Genomic DNA, 23,159 nt, shown 5'->3' with positions numbered 1-23,159 from the left:
GCACCAGTGTGCCGCCCGCCCGGCGCGTCACAGGGCGAGGAGACCGGCCGCCGTCTCCTCGAAGCCGCACCCGTCCAGGTAGAACGGGCGCAGGTGGTCCTCGAAGTCGACGTGCAGCCACTCGCACCCGGCGGCCCGGGCCCGTTCGGCGGCGACCTCGACCAGCCGGGCGCCCACCCCGCGGGACCGGCAGTGCCGGGCCACCACCGTGTCCAGGAGGAAGGCGTGCGCTCCGCCGTCCCAGGCGACGTTGACGAAACCGACCAGCGAGCCGTCCTGGCGGGCGCAGACCCAGCCGAGGCTGTGCCGCTCCAGTCGCGCGCGCCAGTCGGTCTCCTCCACCGGATGACCGAAGCCGTCGGCGTGGAGTGCTTCGAGGAGGGCGTTGTCGACGTCTCCGCGCCACAGGTAGGTGATCGTCACCGCCCGATCGTATGGGGGCGGCCCTGGCTCCCGGGCTCCCGGGCTCCCGGAGACGGCATCGCCTACAGCGGCCGTACGAAGCGCGCCCGCCACTGCGGCGACGGGTCCGAACCCGGTGCCGTCCAGTACTCCCGGCCGCCGGTTATCCGCCCGTCCCGGACCGTCCACAGGGACACGGCCCGGTGGACGCCCATCGTCCCGTGCGGGACCTCCACCTCCGAGACCACGGTCTCGCCGTCGGCCACGACGCGTATCACCTCGATCGACCAGCCCTCCGGGTACTCCGCGTTGACGCTCACGAAATTCGCCCGGCCCTCGATCCGCTCGGCGCTGACCGGCCACTCCACCACCAGGTCGTGGGCGAGCAGCGAGGCGAGGCCCGCCCAGTCCCGGGCCTGCATGCGGGTCCAGAACTCCCGCACGATCGCCGCAGGTTCCGTCACGCCCCTGGGCTCCATCGGTTCCGTACGTTCCATGGGGGCATCGTGACAGGACCCACTGACAATCCGCCCCGGGCTCAGAGCGCCTTCAGGCCCTCCGCAGTGGCCCGGGCCAGCGATGCCAGGTAGCCCTTCGGCAGCTTCGGGCTGCGGACGACCACGGAGCGCCAGTACAGCGGGCCCGAGATCAGGTCGAGGGCCAGGTCGGCGTCGAGACCGGGGTCCAGTTCGCCGCGTTCGGCCGCCGCCGCGAGGATCCTGCTGGCGACGCCGTCCTGGCCCTCGCGCAGGGTCTTCTGAAGCGCCTCGGCGATGTCGGGGTTGCGGGCCGCCTCCGCCTGGAGGTCGGGGATGACCTGCGAGGCCACCGGGTGGCGCAGGGCGCGGGACGTCACCTCGTACAGCAGCCGCAGGTCGCCCTCCAGGGAGCCGGTGTCCGGCGCGGGCAGGCCCTGCACGGCGAGGGCGGAGACGATGTCGAGCACCAGGTGCAGCTTGGAACGCCAGCGCCGGTAGACGGCGGTCTTGCCGACGCCCGCACGGCGCGCGATGCCCTCGATGGACATCCGGGCGTAGCCGACCGCCGCCAGTTCCTCGAAGACCGCCGCCCGGATGGCCTCCGTCACGTCCTCGCGGAGCACCGCCGCCCCCGCGGGGGCCCGGCGGCGCGGGCGCGGCGGCGGCTCGTCGGCGGCGGCGTTGGTCGTCATGCGGGTCAAGCATAGGGCGTCACGACGAAACGGTTGCGTTCCGGCGTCGTCACGCCCTACGCTCACGTCACGACGATACGGTGCCGTCCCGACGTAAGTGAACCCACACGGTCACCCGGGTGAACGACGGGCGTCGCCCTCTCGCCCCCTCCCCCGAGCGAAAGCACCGGATGTGAGCCAGGTTCTCGACCCCCCACCCCCGACCCGGGCATCGGCCCAGGCCGCCACCGCGCCCGGCCCCGCCGGCGCCGACCACGACCTCGCGGCGCTCGCCGCCCGGCACGGGCTGTCGGTCAGCGGCGCCCGCCCCTCCCTGCGCCAGTACGTCCGCCAGCTGTGGGCGCGCCGGCACTTCATCGGCGCCTTCTCCACCGCCAAGCTCACCGCCCAGTACAGCCAGGCCAAGCTGGGCCAGGTCTGGCAGGTGATGACGCCGCTGCTCAACGCGGCGGTGTACTACTTCATCTTCGGCCTGCTGATGGACACCAAGCGCGGCGTGGAGGACTTCGTCCCGTTCCTGGTCACCGGCGTGTTCGTGTGGACGTTCACGCAGAGCTCGATCATGGCGGGCACCCGCGCCATCTCCGGCAACCTCGGCCTCGTCCGCGCCCTGCACTTCCCGCGGGCGGCGCTGCCGGTGTCGTTCTGTCTCCAGCAGCTCCAGCAGCTGCTGTTCTCGATGGCGGCCCTGGTCGTGATCCTGCTGGCGTTCGGTGTGCCGCCGGCCCCGTCCTGGGTGCTCGCGGTCCCGGCCCTGGTGCTGCAGTTCGTGTTCAACGCGGGCGTGGCGATGGTCATGGCCCGGGTGGGCTCGAAGATCCCCGACATGGCCCAGCTGATGCCGTTCCTGCTGCGCACCTGGATGTACGCCTCGGGCGTCATGTTCAGCATCGAGCACATGACCGGCCCGGACAGCGGCCTGCCGTCCTGGGTCGGCACCGCCCTCCAGCTCAACCCCGCCGTCGTCTACATCGACCTGATGCGCTTCGCCCTGATCGACACCTTCGGCGGCGGCCAGCTGCCGCCGCACGTGTGGGCGCTCGCGGTGGGCTGGGCCCTGGTCGCCGGGATCGGCGGCTTCATCTACTTCTGGAAGGCCGAGGAGACCTACGGTCGTGGCTGACAACACCCCCGCCGAGCGCGTGCCCACCGTCGTCGCCGACGGCGTCGACATCGTCTACCGGGTGAACGGCACCGGTGCCGGCCGCGGCTCCGCGACCGCCGCCCTCAACCGCATCCTGCGCCGCGAGAAGACCGAGAAGGCCGCGGGCGTGCGCCGGGTGCACGCGGTGAAGAACGTGTCCTTCGTGGCGTACCGCGGCGAGGCCATCGGCCTGATAGGCACCAACGGTTCGGGCAAGTCGACGCTGCTCAAGGCGGTCGCCGGCCTGCTCCCGGTGGAGAACGGCCGCATCTACACCGACGGCCAGCCCTCCCTGCTCGGCGTCAACGCCGCCCTGATGAACGATCTCACCGGCGAGCGCAACGTGTACCTCGGCGGCCTGGCGATGGGCATGTCCCGCGCCGAGGTCAAGGAGCGGTACCAGGAGATCGTCGACTTCTCGGGGATCAACGAGAAGGGCGACTTCATCACCCTGCCGATGCGCACGTACTCCTCCGGCATGGCGGCCCGGCTGCGCTTCTCCATCGCCGCCGCCAAGGACCACGACGTCCTCCTCGTCGACGAGGCCCTGGCCACCGGCGACCGCTCCTTCCAGAAGCGGTCCGAGGAACGCATCCGGGAGCTGCGCAAGCACGCCGGCACGGTGTTCCTGGTCAGCCACAGCAACAAGTCCATCCGGGACACCTGCGACCGGGTGCTGTGGCTGGAGCGCGGCGAGCTGCGCATGGACGGACCGACGGAGGAGGTCCTGAAGGAGTACGAGAAGTTCACCGGCGGGCCGGACCGGGCGGCGAAACCCAAGGCGGCTCCCAAGGCGGCCCCCAGGCCCGCCGCCGAGGCGAAGTCGGTGGCGTGAGCGTCCCGCCCCCGGGGAGGCCGCCGTCCCCCGGGCGGCGTACGCACGGCGCCCACGATTAAGCCTTTTGCCCGATTGATGTCACTATGACCGAATAGAAACCGACCACAGGAGTGATCCGGGAGCGACGCAGCGCAGGCCGAGGCGAAGGAGTCCCCGCGATGCCCGAGACGGCCCCTCAGACGGCCCCCGACCTCAGCGTCATCGTCCACGGCCGCAACGTCCAGGACCACCTGCCCGCCCTCCTCGACTCCTTGGACGCGCATCCCCTCACCGGCGTCGAGGTGATCGTCGCGGCCGTCGGGGACTGGGCGCGGGAGGTCGCCGAGCGGCACGCCCCGGCCTTCACCGTGCTGCCGCTCCCGGACGGGGCCGGCGACGCCGCGGCCCGCTCGGCGGGGGCGGCCCGGGCGCAGGGCCGGTGGCTGCACTTCGTGCACGCCAAGGACGGGCTGCCGGTGGGCGCCCCGGCCGCCGTCGCCGAGCACGTCGGCGGCCTGCCCGGCACGGTGGACGTCCTGCTCCTCGACCACGTCCGCAGCTCGTGGCGGGCCTCCGGACTGCCGTCCCCCGACGGTCCCCGCCTCACCCGCGCGGGCCGCGCCGAGGAGGGCCTCGCCCTCGACGACCGCGCGGCGCTGCTCCGCCTGACCCCGCTGCTCGGCAACCGCGCCGTGCGCGCCCCGTTCTGGCGGGCCCACGAGCGGCTCCTGACCACCGAGGACGAGCCGTTCGCCGCGTACGCCGCGCTGCTGCTCGCCGACCGCGTCGCCTGCCTGCCGCACCCGGCGTACGAAGACCGCCGGCTGCGCCCCGAGAGCCTCCCGCCGCCCACGCCCGCGCAGCGGTACGCGCTGGTCGACCGCTACGAGGCGCTCCTGGGCCTCACCGCCGACCGGACCGCCGTCCACGGTGTCCTGTACGACCTGATGGTCCGCGACTGCCTGCACACCTTCGCCCGCGCCGGGATGCCGGACGACGTGGCGCGGGAGTTCTTCCACCGGGCGTCCGTCACCGCCCGGCGCCACCGCCCCGAGGGACTGAGGCGCCAGGCCGGCCTGGAGGGCGTACGCCGGTCCCTCCTCGAGGAGGGCGCCTACGGCAAGTACCGCGCCCTCCAGACCGCCAACCACGCCCGCCGCGGGGTGCGCTCCGCCGTGCGCACCGGCAGACGCCGGGCCGGCACGCGGCTGCGCACCCTCCAGTACCGCGGCGCCCTGGCCCGTCCGGTCGACCCGCACCTCGCGGTCTTCTCGGCGTACTGGAACCGCGGGGTGGCCTGCAACCCGGCCGCCGTCGCCGCCAAGCTCGCCGAACTCGCCCCGGACGTCCACCCGGTGTGGGTGGTCACGGCACAGGGTGCGGCCCTGCTGCCGCCCGGCACCGACCACGTCGTGCCCGGCACCCGCCGCTACTGGGAGGTGCTGGCCCGCGCCAAGTACCTGGTCAACAACGTCAACTTCCCGGACGCGGTGGTCAAACGCCCCGGCACCGTCCACCTCCAGACCCACCACGGCACCCCGCTCAAGCGCATGGGCCTGGACCAGCTGCCCTACCCCGCCGCCGCCCACGGCCTGGACTTCCAGGCGCTCCTGGAGCGCGTGGACAAGTGGGACTACAGCGTCTCCGCCAACAGCCACTCGACCCGCATGTGGCAGCGGGCCTACCCGTCCCGCCACATCTCCCTCGACCACGGCTATCCGCGCAACGACGTGTACTACATCGCCGGCCCCGCAGAGGTCCGCGCGGCCCGCGCCCGCCTCGGTATCGCGCCCGGCCGCCGCGCGGTCCTCTACGCGCCCACCCACCGCGACTACGAGGCCGGCTGGACCCCGCGCCTCGACCTCGCCACCCTCGCCGACCGACTCGGCGAGGAAACGGTTCTGCTGGTGCGTGCCCACTACTTCTACGACAGCGCCGCCTCCCCCTCGGCCCCGCTGGCGGGCCTGCGCCGCACCGGCCGCCTCGTCGACGTCTCCTCCTACGAACCCGTCGAGGAACTGTGCCTGGCCGCCGACGCGCTGGTCACCGACTACTCGTCGATCATGTTCGACTACGCCAACCTCGACCGCCCGATCGTCATCCACGCCGACGACTGGGAGACGTACCGCACCACCCGCGGCGTCTACTTCGACCTGATGGCCGAGGCTCCCGGACCGGTCGCCCGCACCCAGGCGGAACTGACGGAGATCCTCACCACCGACGCCTGGCACGACGAGCGCGCGGCGAAGGCACGGGCCGCCTTCCGGCGCCGGTTCTGCGAGTACGACGACGGCCGCGCCGCCGAACGCGTCGTGCGCCGGGTCTTCCTCGGCGAGGACGAGCGGACCCTGCCCCCGGTCCTGCCGGTCGAGGACCGCACCCCGGCCCCGAGCCCAGAGGAGGCCTGCGCGTCATGAGGACAGCCACCACGAGCCCGGCCACGGGCACACTCCTCCCCCTGAGGACCCCGGACGTCACCGTCACGGTCATCGTCTACAACGACGCCGAGCGCCTCCCCCGCGCGGTCGCGTCCGTGCTGCGCCAGACCCACGCGAACATCGAGGTCGTCATCAGCGACGACCACTCGACGGACGCGACCGAGGAAGTGGCCCGCGAACTCGCCGCCCACGACCCGCGGATCGTCTACCTCCGGCTGCCGCGCAACAGCGGCGGGTGCAGCGCCCCGCGCAACCGCGCCCTGGAGATCGCGCGGGCGCCGTACCTGATGTTCCTGGACAGCGACGACGAACTCCCCGAGCGCGCCGTCGAGGTGCTGCTCGCCGCCCACCGCGAACGCGACCTGGACTTCGCGATGGGCGCCGTGCACCGCGTCCGGGTGGACGGCGGGCGCCGTACGACCTGGATGCCGCACCTGGTCGCCGAGCGCCGCACCCTCGACGGCATCGAGGCCGACCCGCGGCTGTTCTTCGAGCACCTGTCGACCAGCAAGATGTACGCCCGCGCCTTCCTCGACCGGCACGGCCTGCGCTTCCCCGAGGGCATCCACTACGAGGACCAGCTCTTCTCGGCACAGGCGTACTGCCTGGCCAAGACGTTCACCGTGGTCCCCGAGCCGGTCTACCGCTGGTACATAGCCCCCTACGCGGCCTCCGACTCCGCCTCCATCTCCAACCAGCGGCACAAGCTCACCAACGTCCGCGACCGCGTCCACGTGCAGCGGCTCATCGACGCGTTCCTGGCCGAGAGCGGGCACGAGGGGCTGCGCGAGGACAAGGACTTCAAGTTCCTCAAGCACGACTTCCGGATGTACGCCGGTGACCTCCCCTACCGGGACGACGCGTGGCTGACCTCCTTCGCCGACCTGATGAACCCCTACCTCGACACGCTCGCCGAGGGCGCCTACGCCCGGCTGCCCCGCGCCGAACGCGTCGTCCTGCGGCTGCTGCGCGACCGGCGCCTGGCCGACGTACGGACGGCGGCCCGGGGACTCGGCCACGACGTGGCACCGCGCCGGGTGACGCCGGACGGGGAGAGCGGCCGCGTGTACTGGGGCGAGGAGGTCCCGGCTTCCCCCGAGGCCCGGCGCGAGCTGGACCTGACCGACCTCGAACTGGACACCCGCCCGTTCTTCAGCGCCCTGCTCCGGCACGAGATCACGGAGATCACGCGCGGCCCCGGTGCGTCGGTCGACCTCACCGTCCGCACCTACGACCCGGCCCTGCGCCTCCCCGTCGGCCCCCAGCGCGCCGTGCTCCACCTCTCCCCCGGCCGCCGACGCCTCACGGTCCCCTTCCGTCTCTCGCCGGTCCGCCCCGGCCTCTTCGAGGGCCGCGTCCACCTGGACCTGGCGGCGGCCCGGCTCCCGCTCCAGGGCTTCGACGGCACCCGCCATCCGGTGCTCCGCCTCCGCCATCGGGGTCGCACCCACACGGGCATCCTCCTGGCGCCGCCGGCCTTCCCACCCCTCACGGCCCGCGTCCCCTACCGCGCCGGCCTCACCCCGCACCGGATCACCCTCAGCCCGGAGGGCCACAACCCGGGCCGCCTGCGGATCACCTGGCGACCGGCGGGGGCCACCTCTGCCGTACTCCGCCCGGCCGCACGCCGCCTGTCCACCCCGAGGACACGAAGAGCGGCCCGCCTGGTGTCCAACGTCCTCCACTGACGCAGCTGCGGGCAGCCGCCTCCGCCCCCCCGTAGCTGCGGGCAGTCGTGCCGCTGGGGCGGCACGGGTGGGCGGTGGGGGTACCTCCCAGGCCGTTCAGGCACTGGGGGAGGCACCCCGCGACGCCGGGCTGCGTCCCCACCCTCACGCCGGCCACGACGAAGGTGCCCCGGACCGAACCCGGCCCGGGGCACCTCACACGGCAATGGCGTTAAGCACCGCGCCGCCTACGAATGCGTGCGCAGCAGCGTCCGCATCGTCCGCATGGCCACCGACAGATTCGACAGATCGAACTCGTCCGACGACCGGATCTCCTCCAGCGTCGTCCGCGCCCGTCCCAGAATCGCGGCGTTCTTCTCCTCCCACGCCTTGAACCGCTGCTCCGGCGTCGACGTACCGTTGCCCACCGCCAGCACGTCCGCGGTCAGCGACGCGTGCGCCGAGTACAGGTCCTCGCGGATCGCCGCGCGGGCCATGGACTGCCAGCGGTCGTTACGGGGCAGATCACTGATCCGGTCCATCAGCTGGGTGACTCCGAGCCGGTCGGCGAGGTCGTAGTACACCTCGGCGACGTCCAGCGGCTCCCTGCCCATGCGGTCGGCCACCGACACGATGTCCAGCGTCGCGAAGGCCGAGGAGAACCCGGCCACCCGCGTGGCCGGCTCGTCCGGGACCCCGGCGGCGGTCAGCTCGTCGTGGATGTGCTGGTACCACTCCGCGTCCGCGCCGCGCAGCAGCTTCGGCAGCTGCGACCACACCTGCTCGACCCGCTCGGCGAAGAAGTCCACCGTCTCGGCCAGCTCCAACGGCTGCGGCCGGTTGTTGAGCAGCCAGCGCGTGCCGCGCTCGACCAGGCGGCGCGAGTGCAGCCGGATCCGGGTCTGGACGGCGGCGTCGACCTTGGTGTCCAGGGCCTCCACCGCGTCCCACACCGGGGAGGAGCTGAAGATCGCCCGGGCCGCGGTCTGCGCCCGCACGATCTCCTCGAGCGACGCGCCGGTCTCCTCGCGCATCCGGTGCAGATACGTCGTACCGCCCGTGTTGACCGTGTCGTTGACCAGGACGGTCGTCGTGATCTCGCGGCGCAGCGGGTGGCTGTCCACCTGCTCGGCGAACTGCTCGCGCAGCGCCGACGGGAAGTAGGCGTGCAGCAGGCCCTTGAGGTACGGGTCGTCCGGCAGCGAGGTGTGCAGCAGCTCCTCGGCGACCGTGATCTTCGTGTACGCCAGCAGCACGGCCGTCTCCGGGCCGGTCAGGCCGTGTCCGCTGCTCAGCCGCTCACGGATCTGGCGGTCGGTGGGCAGGAACTCCAGGGCCCGGTTGAGGTGGCCCTCCCTGACCAGGTGCCGCATGAAGCGCTGCTGGGCGTGGAGCATGTCCTTGGACTGCGCGAGCGCGTTGGCGATCGCCGTGTTCTGCGCGTAGTTGTTGCGCAGGACCAGCGCGCCGACCTCGTCGGTCATCTGGGCGAGCAGCTTGTTGCGCTGCTTGACGGTCATGTCGCCGTCCTTGACGAGACCGTTGAGCAGGATCTTGATGTTCACCTCGTGGTCGGAGGTGTCCACACCCGCGCTGTTGTCGATGGCGTCGGTGTTGATCCGGCCGCCCTGCAGCGCGAACTCGATCCGGCCCAGCTGGGTCAGGCCCAGGTTGCCGCCCTCGCCGACGACCTGGACCCGCAGGTCCTTGCCGTCGACGCGGATGGCGTCGTTGCCCTTGTCGCCGACGTCCGCGTTGGACTCGGTGGACGCCTTGACGTACGTACCGATGCCGCCGTTCCACAGCAGGTCCACCGGGGAGCTGAGGATCGCCTTCATCAGCTCGGCCGGGGTCATCTTGGTGATGCCCGCCTCGATGCCGAGGGCGTCGCGGACGTGCGCGTTGACCGGGATCGACTTGGCCGTGCGCGGGAAGATGCCGCCGCCCGCCGACAGCAGCTCGGTGTTGTAGTCCTCCCAGGACGAGCGCGGCAGCTCGAACAGTCGGCGGCGCTCGGCGTACGAGGTGGCCGCGTCCGGGTTCGGGTCGATGAAGATGTGCCGGTGGTCGAAGGCGGCGACCAGGCGGATGTGCTCGCTGAGCAGCATGCCGTTGCCGAAGACGTCGCCGGACATGTCGCCGATGCCGACGGCCGTGAAGTCCTCGGTCTGGGTGTCGACGCCCAGCTCCCGGAAGTGCCGCTTGACGGACTCCCAGGCGCCGCGGGCGGTGATGCCCATGCCCTTGTGGTCGTAGCCCGCGCTGCCGCCGGAGGCGAAGGCGTCACCGAGCCAGAAGTTGTAGGACTCGGCGACCTCGTTGGCGATGTCGGAGAACTTCGCGGTGCCCTTGTCCGCGGCGACGACGAGGTAGGTGTCGTCCTCGTCGTGCCGGACGACGTCCGCGGGATGCACGACCTCGCCGCCCACCATGTTGTCCGTGATGTCGAGCAGCGCCGAGATGAAGGTCTTGTAGCTGGCGATGCCCTCCGCCAGCCACGCGTCGCGGTCGACGCCCGGGTCGGGCAGCTGCTTGGCGACGAAGCCGCCCTTGGCGCCGACCGGCACGATGACGGTGTTCTTCACCATCTGCGCCTTGACCAGGCCGAGGATCTCGGTGCGGAAGTCCTCCCGGCGGTCCGACCAGCGCAGACCACCGCGGGCGACCTTGCCGAAGCGCAGGTGCACGCCCTCGACGCGCGGCGAGTACACCCAGATCTCGAACGCCGGGCGCGGCGCGGGCAGGTCGGGGATGGCCTGCGGGTCGAACTTCATGGACACGTAGTCGTGCGGCTTGCCGCCCGCCGCCTCCTGGAAGAAGTTCGTCCGCAGCGTCGCCTTGATGACGGTGAGGAAGGACCGCAGGATCCGGTCCTCGTCGAGGCTGGCGACCTGGTCGAGAGCCGCGTCGACCTCTTCGAGCAGGGCGTCGACGATCTCCCGCCCGGCCCGCTGCCGCTCCGGCGCCATCCGCGCCTCGAACAGGTTGATGAGCAGGCGCGTGGTGTGGACGTTGTTGCGGAGGGTGTCCTCCATGTAGTCCTGGCTGAAGGTCGAACCGGCCTGCCGCAGGTACTTGGCGTACGCGCGCAGCACCATCGCCTCGCGCCAGGTCAGGCCGGCGCTGAGCACGAGGGCGTTGAAGCCGTCGTTCTCCGCCTTGCCGGTCCAGGTGGCGGCGAAGGCGTCCTGGACGCGCTCGCGGGCGTCGTCACCGAGGTAGTCGACACCGCCGGCCGGGGACTTGGGCATGCGCAGGCCGAAGTCGTAGATCCAGGCCGTGGTGCGGTCCGCGCAGCGCAGCTCGTAGGGCCGCTCGTCGGTGACCTCGACGCCGAGCCGGCTGAGCACCGGCAGCACGGCGGACAGGGAGACCGAGCCGCCCTTCTGGTAGATCTTGAAGCGCCGTTCCTCGGGCGTGGCGCCGACCGGCTCGTACAGGCTCAGCGCGAAGGTCTTCTCCTCGTCGAGCTGCTCCAGGTGGCCGAGGTCGGCGACCGCGGAGCGCGGGCCGTGGTCGGCCTTGTAGCCCTCGGGGAAGGCGGACCCGTACTGGCGCAGCAGCTCCGCGGCGCGTTCCTCGCCGAACTCGGCGGTCAGCGCCTCGCCGAACCCGTCGGCCCAGGAGCGGGCGGCCTCGACGAGACGGGCCTCGACGCGCTCCTTGTCGGCGTCGGACAGGTGCGGCAGCTCGGTGCCCTGCGGGACCCGGACCACGAAGTGCAGCCGGGACAGGATGGACTCGGTGTTCCAGGCCGTGAAGTCGACGCTGGTGCCGCCGAGCTCCTCCTTGAGGATGTCGATGATCCGCAGCCGGACACCGGTGGTGTAGCGGTCGCGGGGGAGGTAGACGAGAGCCGAGTAGTAGCGGCCGTACTCGTCCTGGCGCAGGTAGAGCCGCAGGCGGCGCCGCTCCTGGAGGTAGAGCACGGAGGTGACGATCGGCTCCAGCTCCTCGACGGAGGTCTGGAACATCTCGTCGCGCGGGTACGTCTCCAGGATCTGCAGCAGGTCCCGCCCGTCGTGGCTGTTGGGCGAGAAGCCGGCCCGCTCCAGCACCTCCTCCACCTTGCGGCGCACCACCGGCACCCGGCGGACGGACTCGGTGTAGGCGGCGGAGGAGAACAGGCCGAGGAAGCGCCGCTCGCCGACGACATTGCCGTTCTCGTCGAACTTCTTGACGCCGACGTAGTCGAGGTACGACGGCCGGTGCACGGTGGCCCGGCTGTTCGCCTTGGTCAGCACCAGCAGCCGGTGCTCGCGGGCCTTGGCCCGGGCGTCGGCGGGCAGCCGCTCGAAGGAGGGGCTGACGGGGTGGCTCTCGTCGATGGCGTGGTGCGGGTCGGAGCGCAGGATGCCGAGGCCGGTGCCGGCGACGGCGGCGAGGGAGTCGTCCTCGCGCAGCCGGTACTCGCGGTAGCCGAGGAAGGTGAAGTGGTCGTCGGCCAGCCAGCGCAGCAGCTCGCGGGCCTCCTCCAGCTCGCGCGCGGGGAGGTCCTCCGGGGTGGCCTCGGTCGACAGCTGGTCCGCGATGCGGACGGCCGCGTCCCGCATCTTGCCCCAGTCCTCGACGGTCTCGCGGACGTCGTTCAGGACGCGGAGCAGGTCGGCGGTGATCTGCTTCAGGTCGGCGCGGTCGGTCTCGCGGTCGATCTCGACGTGGATCCAGGACTCGACGTGCGCGTCGTGCGGCAGGTCGGCGGTGGGCGGACCGGCGAGCACCTCGACGAGCTTGCCGGCGATGTCGCGCCGCACCACGATCTGCGGGTGGACGACGACGTGGATGCCGCGGCCCTGGCGGGTCAGCTCGTTGGTCACGGAGTCGACGAGGAAGGGCATGTCGTCGGTGACCACCTCGACGACGGAGTGGCTGCACGTCCAGCCGTTCTCCTCGACCGTCGGGGTGTGCACGCGGACGTTCGCGGTGCCCTGCGGGCGGTTCTCGGCCAGCCGGTAGTGCGAGACGGCGGCTCCGAAGATGTCGACCGGGTCGCGGTCGGCGAGGTCCTCCGGGGCGGTGTGCCGGTAGTAGCGCTGGAGGAACGCGGACACGGATGCGTAGTCCGGGGCGCCGTCCGGGCCGTCCGGGGTGTCCGGAGTTCCCTCGCCCGTCGTCCCGGTCGGTAGGTGCCCCCCGACCGGGCTGTTCTCAGCTACCCGCGCAGCCCTTTCGAGCAGCTCGGCCTTGGCTTCGTCCAGCTTGGTCTGCATTGTCCTCTGACTCCTGTCGCGCGCCGTTGCGTGACGTAGAAGGAAGTACGGTCTCCTGCCTTCCGGCATGACGTCGGGACACGGGGTGTCCGGTCTGCTCCGACGCTATGCCGCAAGATGAGAGGAGCGGGGGCATATCAGCCAATGTCGCCGCTCCCACCGGATGTGACTTCGCTCTCGCCGTCACCGTCCGGGGAGTGCGCGGCGCCGTACCGGGGGTCTTCGATGCCCCGTCCCGCCCGCGAGGATCAGCGACCGCCGCCCGGCCACGGATGTCGTCCGTGTGTGCCGGGCGCAGGGCAGGGGCACCAGTGCCCCCGCGAGCTATCGCGCTGATCACGCCACAAGGCTATCGCCCCGCGAGGGCTCCCCGTCATGAGCCGCATGTGTACAAAAGCAGACCCGCAACTTGGACGTTCCGCACAGCTGCGGCTACGGCCGGGTGACGGGCACCGCCCCGGCGCCGCGCGCCGGCGTCAGCCCGCCAGCCGCTCCGCCACCACCACGGCCTCGCCCAGCGTGTCCACCACCGGTACCCCGACGCCCTCGAGACTGGCCCGGCTGTGCGACCCCCCGGTGTACAGCACCGCCCCCGCACCCACGTGGCGCGCCGCCACCGCGTCGTCCGCGGCGTCACCGATCACCACCGTGCGAGCGGGCTCCACCCCGGCCAGCGCCAGCTGCGCGAGGTGCCGCACCATGTGCTCGGCCTTGCTGCCCCCGGACGGCCCGGTGCGTCCCTCGACGCGTATGAAGTGGGACTCGATGCCGAGGCCCTTGACCAGCGGCACCAGCTCGTCGTGGCCGTACATGCTGAGGATCGACTGGCTGCGCCCCGCCGACCGCCATCCGTCGAGCAGCTCCGTGACGCCCTCGGCGAGCGTGCAGCGGCTCCGGTGCACGCTGTAGTGGCGCTGGAAGGCCGCGTCCATGACCTCCCACTCGGCGTCGGTGGGCAGCCGCCCCATCAGCCGCTCGTAGAACTTGGGCACCGGCACGCAGTACAGCGCGCGGTACCGCTCCAGTGTGATCGGCGCCAGCCCCAGCTCGGCGAACGCCGCGTTCGTCGCTCCGATGATCGCGTCGTTGTCGTGGAACAGCGTGCCGTTCCAGTCCCACACGATGTGTGCGCCCGTCTGCATCCCCATGCCCGAAAACGTACCCGCCGCCACTGACAATCGGGATGCCGCGGCGTCAAGGCCCAGGTCAGACCAGGTTCGGGATCTCCTGCGTCGCGTACCAGAGCAGTTCGTGGTCCTCCGCTCCGTCCACGACGAACTGGGCGTCGTCGTCCCCGCCGTCCGCCGCCGCGAGGGCCTCGGCCGCAGCGCGCACGTCCGCCTCCGCGTCGGCGGAGTCGACGTGCACCGCGGCCGCCTTGGCCAGCGGCAGCGGCCCGGTGACCCGGACCTCGCCCAGCGCCGCCGGGTCGAGTCCCCGGTCCGGGTCGGCCGCGGCTGCGCCGTCGGGTACGTCGGCGGCGACCACGACCCGGCGCCGTGCGGTGGCCGGGTCGGCCGCCAGCAGCCGCAGCGAGGCCAGGGCGGCCCGGTTGAGGGCGGCGTACTCCAGCTCCTCGATGTCGTCCGACAGGTACCACTCGCGCAGCGCCGGCGTGACGGCGTAGGCGACGAGCGGCCCGGTCCCCAGCTCCCCCGCCCGGTGCGCCTCGGCGAGGCCGGACAGGGTCAGGGGGACGTAGACGCGCATGAGTCTGCCGCTTTCGTGGTCGGGGACGCCGCCGGAGCGCTCGGCGGCCCGGCGGGAGAGCCTCCAGGATACGTGCGGGTGTCCCCTTTCGGGTCCCCACCCAGGGCGTCCGACGCGTCCATCCCGGGCCCCGCATTCACCCGGACCACCCCTGGTATCCCGGGCTCTCGGACCGTCCCGATCACTCGGATAGGTGAACTTCTCACCCCCCTCGACGCGACCGCCCACCTCCTTGCCGTGCCACCCCTCCACCCCGTACAAGATCCACGACCGCGAAGTTACTGCCCGGTATCACCCGGGCCGCCGAAACGGGGACCCCATGCGCAAGGTCATGACCAGGACCCAGCTCCGCCCCAGCCGCCCACCCCTGAACGCACCCGCCGACTCCCTCACCCCGCCCACCCCCCACGGCCCCACGCCCCAGCCGCCCGGCCACCCCCCACTGACCGGCCCCGCCGGCAACCCGCCCCGCAGCCCCGGCCGCATGCCGACCCCCCAGCCGCCCGGCTCCCGCGCCAATCCCGCCCCCCGGCCACCCGACCCCGCAGCCCTGACCGGCCCCGCCGCCGGCCCCTCCCGCGCCCCCGGCCGCATGCCGGCACCCCAGCCGCCCGGCCGCATCCCACGGGGCGGCGGCCCCTCCGACGCCCCCTCCCACGCTCCCGACGGCCTGCCGCCCGGCAGGCCCGGCGTGGCACCGGCCGATCCCGCTGAAGCCCCGCCGCGCCTGTCTGGCGGACTGCTGCCCCGCGGCCCCGGCGAAGCACCGGCCGGCCCCGTCGAAGCCCCGCCGCGCGCGTCCGGCGGGCTGCCGCCCCGCAGGCCCGGAGGACGCGTCACGCGTGCCGCGGCACCCGGTGGACGCCCGCCGGGCTCCCCCGGCCGGCCCCAGCGGTCCCGTACGCGCCCGGCGGACACCCGTCCGCCCACGCCGGGCCAGGCCCGGGCCACCAGGACGGGCCCGGCCACATCACCGGGCTCCCCCGGAGCGGGCCCGATGCCGAACCCCGCGACACCCGTCGCCGCCACGCTCCCCGGGTCCGGCGCCACCACGGCGTACGCCCCGGGCCCCGCCGTGCGGACCGGCGCGGCCCCCGCAGCGCGCCCGGCCGCCCCGGTGGCCCGCCCGTACACCCGGCCCGCCGCGGCGCCCCTCGTCCCCGTGCAGACCCCGCGCCGCCCCGTCCCGCAGCTGCGCCCCACCGACCACTTCGCCGAGCTTCTCCTCGGCGTCCTCAGCGGCCGGCGCCCCGTCCACTCGATGCTCCGTCACACCGTGGGCCGCGCCTACGACGATCTCGCCGATCTCGCCGAGCGCGGCCCGCTGCGCACCCGCGGCGCCGCCCCCGTCGTCCGCGACATCGGCTACTTCGAGCCCCGGCCGGGCGCCCTGGAGGTCTTCGCGCGCATCGGCGCGGGCGACCGGCTGCGTGCCATGGCGTTCCGCCTGGAGCAGGGCCGGGACCTGCGCTGGCGCTGCACGGCGGTGGAACTGGGCGGCCCCCGACGGCCCCGCGCGGACGACGACTGACCGTTCCCACCGATCCACGGGCCTGCCGGTCCATCGCTCTGCCGGTGGGCCGCGACAGGCCCGCCGGGGCAGGCAGCACGACGACAGGCGTGTCAGGACAGGCGTGTCAGGACAGGCCGAAGGGCCGGTCACCCGAGGTGACCGGCCCTTCCCACCGCTGCGGCGCCCGCGGGCACCGCACCGTCACTTCTTGCGGCGTCGCCCGCCCTTGGCCTGCTTGCGGCGCTCCGCGCGCGTGAGCCCGTCGGACTGGGCCTGCGCGGACTCGCCGTCGGTGAACTCACCCTCGACGACACCGCCCTCGCCGTCCACGGTCGGCGCGGAGAAGTGCAGGTCCCGGCGCTGCGGTGCGTCGAGGCCCTTGGCCCGGATCTCCGGACGGGCGCCCGCCTGGGCCGGAACCGCGTCCTGCGCGCCCTTGTCGAGCGACGGAGCCGCGTCCTCGACGGGGACCTCCTCGACCTGCTGCTCGACCTGGACCTCCAGGTTGAACAGGTAGCCGACGGACTCCTCCTTGATGCCCTCCATCATGGCCTGGAACATGTCGAAGCCCTCGCGCTGGTACTCGACCAGCGGGTCCTTCTGCGCCATCGCGCGCAGGCCGATGCCCTCCTGAAGGTAGTCCATCTCGTAGAGGTGCTCGCGCCACTTGCGGTCCAGGACGGACAGCACGACCCGGCGCTCCAGCTCGCGCATGATCTCGGAGCCGAGCTGCTTCTCCCGCGCCTCGTACTGCTCCATGATGTCGTCCTTGATGGACTCCGCGATGTAGTCGGCGGTCAGGCCGGCCCGGTCGCCGGCCGCCTCCTCCAGCTCCTCGACGGTGACCTTCACCGGGTAGAGCTGCTTGAAGGCGCCCCACAGCCGGTCGAGGTCCCAGTCCTCCGGGAAGCCCTCGGCGGTCTCGGCCTGCACGTAGGCGTCGATCGTGTCGTTCATGAAGTGCTGGATCTGCTCCTGCAGGTCCTCGCCCTCCAGGACGCGGCGACGCTCGCCGTAGATGACCTCGCGCTGGCGGTTGAGGACCTCGTCGTACTTCAGGACGTTCTTACGGGTCTCGAAGTTCTGCGTCTCGACCTGCGACTGGGCGGACGCGATCGCGCGCGTGACCATCTTGTTCTCGATCGGCACGTCGTCCGGCACGTTCGCCATGGACATCACGCGCTCGACCATCTGGGCCTTGAACAGCCGCATCAGGTCGTCGCCCAGGGAGAGGTAGAAGCGGGACTCGCCGGGGTCGCCCTGACGGCCGGAACGGCCGCGCAGCTGGTTGTCGATGCGCCGCGACTCGTGCCGCTCGGTGCCCAGGACGTAGAGGCCGCCCAGCTCCTTGACCTCTTCGAACTCGGCCTTGACCGCCTGCTCGGCCCGCTCTAGGGCGGCGGGCAGGGCCGCGGCCCACTCCTCGATGTGCTCCTCGGGGTCGAGGCCGCGCTGGCGCAGCTCCGCCTCGGCGAGGTCCTCGGGGTTGCCGCCGAGCTTGATGTCCGTACCGCGGCCGGCCATGTTCGTAGCCACCGTGACCGCGCCCTTGCGGCCCGCCTGGGCGACGATCGTCGCCTCCCGGTCGTGCTGCTTGGCGTTGAGCACCTCGTGCTGGACACCGCGCTTGCTGAGCTGCTGCGAGAGGTACTCGGACTTCTCGACCGAGGTGGTGCCGACGAGGATCGGCTGACCCTTGCGGTGCTTCTCCTCGATGTCGTCGACGACCGCCTCGAACTTGGCGACCTCGGTGCGGTAGATCAGGTCCGACTGGTCCTTGCGGACCATCGGGCGGTTGGTCGGGATCGGCACCACGCCGAGCTTGTAGATCTGGTGGAACTCGGCGGCCTCGGTCATCGCCGTACCGGTCATGCCGGACAGACCGGGCTGTTCCTTGCCGTTGTGGTCGTGGCGCTTGTAGAGGCGGAAGAAGTTCTGGAGGGTGATCGTGGCGAGCGTCTGGTTCTCGTCCTTGATGTCCACCCCTTCCTTCGCCTCGATCGCCTGGTGCATGCCCTCGTTGTACCGGCGACCGGCGAGGATACGGCCGGTGTGCTCGTCGACGATCATGACTTCGCCGTCGAGGACGACGTAGTCCTTGTCCTTCTTGAACAGTTCCTTGGCCTTGATGGCGTTGTTCAGGTAGCCGACCAGCGGGGTGTTCACCGACTCGTAGAGGTTGTCGATGCCCAGCCAGTCCTCGACCTTGGCCACGCCCGACTCGTGGATGGCGACGGTGCGCTTCTTCTCGTCGACCTCGTAGTCGCCGGTCTCCTCGATGCCCTTGAGGGTGTTGCCGGCCTCGCCCTTCTTCAGGCGGGTGACCAGCTTGGCGAAGTCGCCGTACCACTTGGTGGCCTGGTCGGCCGGGCCGGAGATGATCAGCGGCGTACGGGCCTCGTCGACGAGGATGGAGTCGACCTCGTCGACGATGGCGAAGTTGTGGCCGCGCTGGACGAGCTCGTCCTTGGACCACGCCATGTTGTCGCGCAGGTAGTCGAAACCGAACTCGTTGTTCGTGCCGTAGGTGATGTCGCAGGCGTACATCTCGCGGCGCTGGGCCGGCGTCTGGTTGGCGAGGATGCAGCCGACGTCCAGACCCAGGAACTTGTGGACGCGGCCCATCATCTCGGAGTCGCGCTCGGCCAGGTAGTCGTTGACCGTGACGATGTGCACGCCCTCGCCGGACAGGGCGTTGAGATAGGCGGGCAGCGTGCCGACGAGGGTCTTGCCCTCACCGGTCTTCATCTCGGCCACGTAGCCCATGTGCAGGGCGGCGCCGCCCATGATCTGCACGTCGTAGTGGCGCTGGCCCAGGACACGCTTGGCGGCCTCACGGACGGTGGCGAAGGCTTCGGGCAGCAGGTCGTCCAGGCTCTCACCGTCGGCGTAGCGCTGCTTGTACTCGTCGGTGAGGGCCCTCAGCTCGGCGTCGGAGAGGTCAGCGAAGTCCTCTTCGATGGAGTTGACCTGGTCCGCGATGCGGTGCAGCTTGCGCAGGATCTTGCCTTCGCCTGCACGCATGATCTTGGAGAGGACGGACACGGGGGTTGGTCTCCTTGCCGGTCGGGCCTGGGACGGTCGGTTTCCTGTGACGGACTGAGCAACGGCCATCGTATGCGAGGACCCCGCCGCCCCGGGAGGCCTGCCGCAACGGGGACCGTCCACTCCTTGCGTCCAGCATCCCTGTCTGCTGTCACCCCTTTCAACGTCCGGGCACCGCGGATGGTGCCGCCCTCTTCCGGCGAATCGCACGCGAGGTGACCGGATGTTCACGGACGGCAAAACATTGGCGCCTCCACCGGGCACCGCACAGAATCGGCCGATGGAACCCGTCACTCTGACCACCGACCGCCTCGTCCTGCGCACGGTCGGCCCGCAGGACACCGACGCCGTGTACGCCGCCGCGCAGGACCCGGACATCCAGCGCTGGACGACGATCCCCTCGCCCTACCTCCCGGAGCACGCGCGGAGCTTCACGGAGCAGCTGGTCCCCGACGGCTGGGCGAGCGACTCGATGTTCACCTTCGGCCTCTTCCTCCCTGCCGGGGACCTGGTGGGCATGCTCGGCGTCACGATGGTCTCCCTGGGCGTCGGCGAGATCGGGTTCTGGGGCGCCAAGGAGCACCGCGGCCGGGGCCACATCACCGAGGCCGCCGTCGCCGTCGCCCGCTGGGCCTTCACCGAGCGGGCCGTGGACCGCCTGGAGTGGCGCGCCGAGGTCGGCAACACGGCCTCCCGCGCGGTGGCCCAACGCGCGGGCTTCACCATGGAGGGCACATTGCGCTCCGCGATCAACAACAAGGGCGTCCGCCGCGACTGCTGGATCGGCTCCCTCCTCCCCTCAGACCTCGCCCTCCCGTCGACGTCCCCGTACTTGCCCGCACCGGCGTAGCTGCGGGCAGTGCGTCCGCGCAGTGGCGGGCAGTCGTGCCTCTCCCGGTGCGCGGCGGCACCCGGCCGGTGCCCGCACCCCACCCCCACTGTCAGACCCACCCCCTATCGTGCGGACGTATGACGACCCTCCCGCCCCCCGCCACGGAACTGTCCGCAGACGAGGCCCGCCGCCTCGCCCTCCGCGCACAGGGCTTCCTCGGCGCCCCCGACCGCCGCGCGGGCGTCCGCGGCGTCCTCCGTCACCTGGGCGCGGTGCAGCTCGACACCATCTCGGTCCTCGCCCGGTCCCACGAACTCGTCCCGTACGCCCGCCTGGGCGCGGTCGGCCGCCGGACCGTCGACGACGCGTACTGGACGGACACCCACGCCTTCGAGTACTGGTCCCACGCCGCCTGCATCCTCCCCATCGAGGAGTGGCCCCACTTCGCCTTCCGCCGCCGCGCGTACCGCAACCGCCCGCACTGGAACCACCACCTCCCCGACGGCGACTACGACCGCGTCGTCAAGCAGCTCCGCACCGAGGGCCCCCTCACCGCGACGGACCTGGGCGGCGCGAAGAAGACCAGCGAGTGGTGGGACTGGTCGGGCACGAAGGTCGCCGTCGAGCGCGCGCTCATGTACGGCGAGGTGGTGTGCGTGGAGCGCCGCGGCTGGAAGCGGGTGTACGACCTGGCCGAGCGCGCGGTCCCGGCCGCGCTGCTCCACGACGACCTGGACGACACCGAGTGCCTGCGCCGGCTGGTCCGCCTGGCCGGTCAGTCCCTGGGCGTCGGCACGCGCGCGGACATCGCGGACTACCACCGTCTCAAGGCCGAGCAGGTCGACGCCGTGATCGCCGACTCGGGCCTGGTGCCGGTCACCGTGCAGGGCTGGGGCCGGCCGGCCTGGGCGGACCCGGCGGCCCTGGAGACTCCGCCGCGCGGCCGTCACCGCACGACGCTGCTCTCGCCCTTCGATTCCCTCATCTGGGAGCGGGCGCGCACGGAGCGGATCTTCGGATTCACCCACCGGCTGGAGGCCTACGTGCCCAAGCAGAAGCGGGTGCACGGCTACTTCGCGATGCCGGTCCTGGCCGGCGGCCGGCTCGTCGGCCGCGTGGACCCGGCCCGCGAGGGACGCACCCTGGTCGCCAAGCAGGTCACGCTGGACGGCCCGAAGGCGGCCCCGGCGGTGGCCCAGGCCCTGGTCGAGGCGGCGAGCTGGGTGGACTGCACGGACGTACGCGTGGAGCGGGTCGAGACACCGGATCTGCGCGAGCCCCTCACCCGGGAGCTGGCCCGGCTGCTCGCTTGACCGAGAACCAGCAGGGAGAGACCGACGACCGGATACGGGAGACCGGTGACCGACGAGCGGCTCAGCGGATCTCGAGGATCTTCTCCCGCATCGCGTACACCACGGCCTCCATCCTGGAGTGCAGCTGCAGCTTCTCCAGGATGTTGCGCACGTGGTTCTTCACGGTGTTCTCGGAAATGAACAGTTCCTTCGCGATATCGCGGTTGTTCATTCCCGTGGCGACGAGTTTGAGGACTTCCAGCTCACGGTCCGTGAGCCGTGGCGCGGGCACCAGTCGGCGTTCGTCGGTCCGCTGGATCATCGACTTGAACTCGGTGAGCAGTTTCGACGCCATGGAGGGACTGATCTGGGACTGCCCGTCGGCCACCGCGCGAATGGCGGTGGCCACCTCGTCCGTCGAGATCTCCTTGAGGAGATAACCGGTGGCGCCCGCCTTGATCGCGTCGTAGAGGTCGGCTTCCTCGTCGCTGATCGTCAACATGATGATCTTGGCGCTGGGAGCCACCTCCTTGATGGAGGTGCAGGCCTCGATACCGCCCCGCTTCGGCATCCGCACATCCATCAGGACGATGTCCGGGAGCAGGTCGGCGGCCTTCTCCACGGCCTCGGCGCCGTCACCGGCCTCTCCGACGACCTGGATGTCCTCCTCGGCCGCCAGCACGATCTCCAGGCCGCGGCGGAAGAGGGCGTGGTCGTCCACGACCAGCACCCTGATCGGCTCCTCGCGCGCGGAGCCCGCGTCCGCGTCCGGGCCCATGCCGGATGCCCCGTCGTCGATCCCGTGGTCGACGCCCGCGCTCCGCATCGGTCCGAAACTGTCCGCCATCGTTCCTCCCCCTGAAGGCTGTGGCACGTGGTCCTGAGCCATCGCCAACCCAGAGCAACGACCCACCGGTTGGGCCGTTGCCGCCATGATTCCATGTCCGGCCGACAGCGGGGTGACCGAACGGGCAGCGTTGGGGTCGCACACCCTCACGCACCGTCGCACGCCGGTGCCCCTGGGGGCGCACACGCGCTCCAGGGGCACCGGCTCGCTGTCACCCGGCGGGGTGTGTCAGCCGCCGAGCGCGTCGCCCGCGTCGGGAGCGTGCGCCTGGGTGACCATCGTGTCCGTGGTCAGGTGGATCACGCCGTAGTCATAGGCGTGCCGCCGGTAGACGACGCTGGGCTCCTTCGTCTCGGAGTCGACGAACAGGTAGAAGTCGTGCCCGACCAGCTCCATCTCGTAGAGCGCCTGGTCGAGGGACATCGGTGCGGCCACGTGGGTCTTCTCCCGGACGACGAGCGGGCCGTCGCCCTGGACCTCCAGCGAGCCGATCTTCTTGGTGGGTACGCCGTCCTGCTTCTCCGTCGGGACGACGTCGCCGTTCCCGTTGAGCGTCGCCGCGCCGGGTACGTGGTCGGCGACCTCGGCCGCCGAGATCCGGCGCGCGCCGCGGCGCGAGAAGCGCTTGTCGTGCTGCTTGCGCAGCCGTGCGCCGAGCTTCTCCGCCGCCAGGTCGAGCGCCGCGTAGGGGTCGCTCGCCGCCGCCTCCGCCCGGATCACCGGACCGCGGGAGCGGAGCGTGATCTCCACTCGGTCACAGCGGTCGGCCTGTCGGGGGTTGGGCTCCTTGGACACCTCGACGTCGAGGCTGATCACCTTGCCATCGAGCTTCTGGATCTTCTCCAGCTTCAGCTTCTCGGCCACGTGCTTCCGGAACCGCTCGGGCACCTCGGTCTTGCGGCCCTTGACGACGATGTCCACGCAGAACTCCGTTCCCGGATCGCTCCGCTTCGACGGCGGAGCATCTCCCTTTTGCACCAGGTTCCGGTCCATCCCGGAACCTCGGACTCGGTGACGTCCACCTCCTCCCCCGCGGGCGGGATCTCCACTCCACCGGTGCGGGTGATGACG

General features: G+C 71.8%; 16 protein-coding genes. 7 read left to right on the top strand and 9 right to left on the bottom strand.

Annotated features, from left to right (window positions below; genetic code table 11):
• Positions 1-27: 27 nt before the first annotated feature.
• The 3 genes from ACZ6IM_RS00135 to ACZ6IM_RS00125 form a co-directional block, all read right to left on the bottom strand.
• Positions 28-423, bottom strand: coding sequence for a GNAT family N-acetyltransferase (locus tag ACZ6IM_RS00135; protein WP_469553412.1), 396 nt, complete (start codon positions 421-423; stop codon positions 28-30).
• Between the two features lie 62 nt (positions 424-485).
• Positions 486-899 carry a nuclear transport factor 2 family protein gene (locus tag ACZ6IM_RS00130; protein WP_469553410.1) on the bottom strand — a complete coding sequence of 138 codons (414 nt, stop codon included), beginning with the start codon at positions 897-899 and terminating at the stop codon, positions 486-488.
• 41 nt (positions 900-940) lie between these two features.
• The gene (locus ACZ6IM_RS00125) at positions 941-1,573 is read right to left on the bottom strand and encodes a TetR/AcrR family transcriptional regulator (protein WP_052841780.1); all 633 of its coding nucleotides are present in this window, start codon (positions 1,571-1,573) and stop codon (positions 941-943) included.
• A gap of 172 nt (positions 1,574-1,745) precedes the next feature.
• Here ACZ6IM_RS00125 and ACZ6IM_RS00120 point away from each other — a divergent pair, with 172 nt between their 5' ends.
• The 4 genes from ACZ6IM_RS00120 (at position 1,746) to ACZ6IM_RS00105 (ending at position 7,660) form a co-directional block, all read left to right on the top strand.
• Positions 1,746-2,696 (top strand): ABC transporter permease, encoded by a 951-nt coding sequence (locus ACZ6IM_RS00120; protein ID WP_469553407.1) that lies wholly within the window; start codon positions 1,746-1,748, stop codon positions 2,694-2,696.
• On the top strand, positions 2,689-3,552 hold the full coding sequence (locus tag ACZ6IM_RS00115) for an ABC transporter ATP-binding protein (protein ID WP_469553405.1): 864 nt from the start codon (positions 2,689-2,691) through the stop codon (positions 3,550-3,552). Before ACZ6IM_RS00120 ends, ACZ6IM_RS00115 begins: the two co-directional genes overlap by 8 nt.
• A 161-nt stretch (positions 3,553-3,713) precedes the next feature.
• The gene (locus ACZ6IM_RS00110; protein ID WP_469553403.1) at positions 3,714-5,951 is read left to right on the top strand and encodes a CDP-glycerol glycerophosphotransferase family protein; all 2,238 of its coding nucleotides are present in this window, start codon (positions 3,714-3,716) and stop codon (positions 5,949-5,951) included.
• Positions 5,948-7,660: a glycosyltransferase family 2 protein gene (locus ACZ6IM_RS00105; protein ID WP_469553400.1), complete on the top strand. Its 1,713-nt coding sequence runs from the start codon at positions 5,948-5,950 to the stop codon at positions 7,658-7,660. The genes ACZ6IM_RS00110 and ACZ6IM_RS00105 overlap by 4 nt, the downstream gene beginning before the upstream one ends.
• Positions 7,661-7,887: 227 nt before the next feature.
• Here ACZ6IM_RS00105 and ACZ6IM_RS00100 read toward each other — a convergent pair whose 3' ends face one another.
• From ACZ6IM_RS00100 to ACZ6IM_RS00090, 3 genes are all read right to left on the bottom strand, one after another.
• On the bottom strand, positions 7,888-12,849 hold the full coding sequence (locus tag ACZ6IM_RS00100; RefSeq protein WP_469553397.1) for an NAD-glutamate dehydrogenase: 4,962 nt from the start codon (positions 12,847-12,849) through the stop codon (positions 7,888-7,890).
• A gap of 476 nt (positions 12,850-13,325) precedes the next feature.
• Complete coding sequence (locus tag ACZ6IM_RS00095; protein ID WP_052841763.1) at positions 13,326-13,997, bottom strand: HAD family hydrolase; 672 nt, start codon at positions 13,995-13,997, stop codon at positions 13,326-13,328.
• A gap of 58 nt (positions 13,998-14,055) precedes the next feature.
• Positions 14,056-14,559, bottom strand: coding sequence for a DUF6912 family protein (locus ACZ6IM_RS00090; RefSeq protein WP_052841764.1), 504 nt, complete (start codon positions 14,557-14,559; stop codon positions 14,056-14,058).
• A 319-nt stretch (positions 14,560-14,878) separates the two neighbouring features.
• Between ACZ6IM_RS00090 and ACZ6IM_RS00085 the strand changes: the two genes are divergently transcribed.
• A complete protein-coding gene (locus tag ACZ6IM_RS00085; RefSeq protein WP_469553393.1) occupies positions 14,879-16,090 on the top strand; it encodes an Rv3235 family protein in 1,212 nt (403 codons plus the stop codon).
• Between the two features lie 183 nt (positions 16,091-16,273).
• Here the strand turns inward: ACZ6IM_RS00085 and secA are convergent, their stop codons facing one another.
• Positions 16,274-19,117: a preprotein translocase subunit SecA gene (gene secA / locus ACZ6IM_RS00080; protein ID WP_052843748.1), complete on the bottom strand. Its 2,844-nt coding sequence runs from the start codon at positions 19,115-19,117 to the stop codon at positions 16,274-16,276.
• Between the two features lie 280 nt (positions 19,118-19,397).
• Here secA and ACZ6IM_RS00075 point away from each other — a divergent pair, with 280 nt between their 5' ends.
• Together ACZ6IM_RS00075 and ACZ6IM_RS00070 are read left to right on the top strand one after the other, a co-directional pair.
• Positions 19,398-19,967: a GNAT family N-acetyltransferase gene (locus ACZ6IM_RS00075; RefSeq protein WP_052843747.1), complete on the top strand. Its 570-nt coding sequence runs from the start codon at positions 19,398-19,400 to the stop codon at positions 19,965-19,967.
• A gap of 119 nt (positions 19,968-20,086) precedes the next feature.
• The gene (locus tag ACZ6IM_RS00070) at positions 20,087-21,262 is read left to right on the top strand and encodes a winged helix-turn-helix domain-containing protein (RefSeq protein WP_469553389.1); all 1,176 of its coding nucleotides are present in this window, start codon (positions 20,087-20,089) and stop codon (positions 21,260-21,262) included.
• Between the two features lie 61 nt (positions 21,263-21,323).
• On the opposite strand, the gene ACZ6IM_RS00065 is transcribed toward ACZ6IM_RS00070, so the two are convergent.
• Positions 21,324-22,088, bottom strand: coding sequence for a response regulator (locus tag ACZ6IM_RS00065; RefSeq protein ID WP_052843745.1), 765 nt, complete (start codon positions 22,086-22,088; stop codon positions 21,324-21,326).
• 228 nt (positions 22,089-22,316) lie between these two features.
• Positions 22,317-23,009: a ribosome hibernation-promoting factor, HPF/YfiA family gene (gene hpf / locus ACZ6IM_RS00060; protein ID WP_016326377.1), complete on the bottom strand. Its 693-nt coding sequence runs from the start codon at positions 23,007-23,009 to the stop codon at positions 22,317-22,319.
• Positions 23,010-23,159: the final 150 nt, after the last annotated feature.

It is taken from the genome of Streptomyces sp. NPDC042336 (assembly GCF_055581985.1).
The sequence above is the reverse complement of the archived record's forward strand: the minus strand, read 5'-3'. Positions and strand labels throughout refer to the sequence as shown.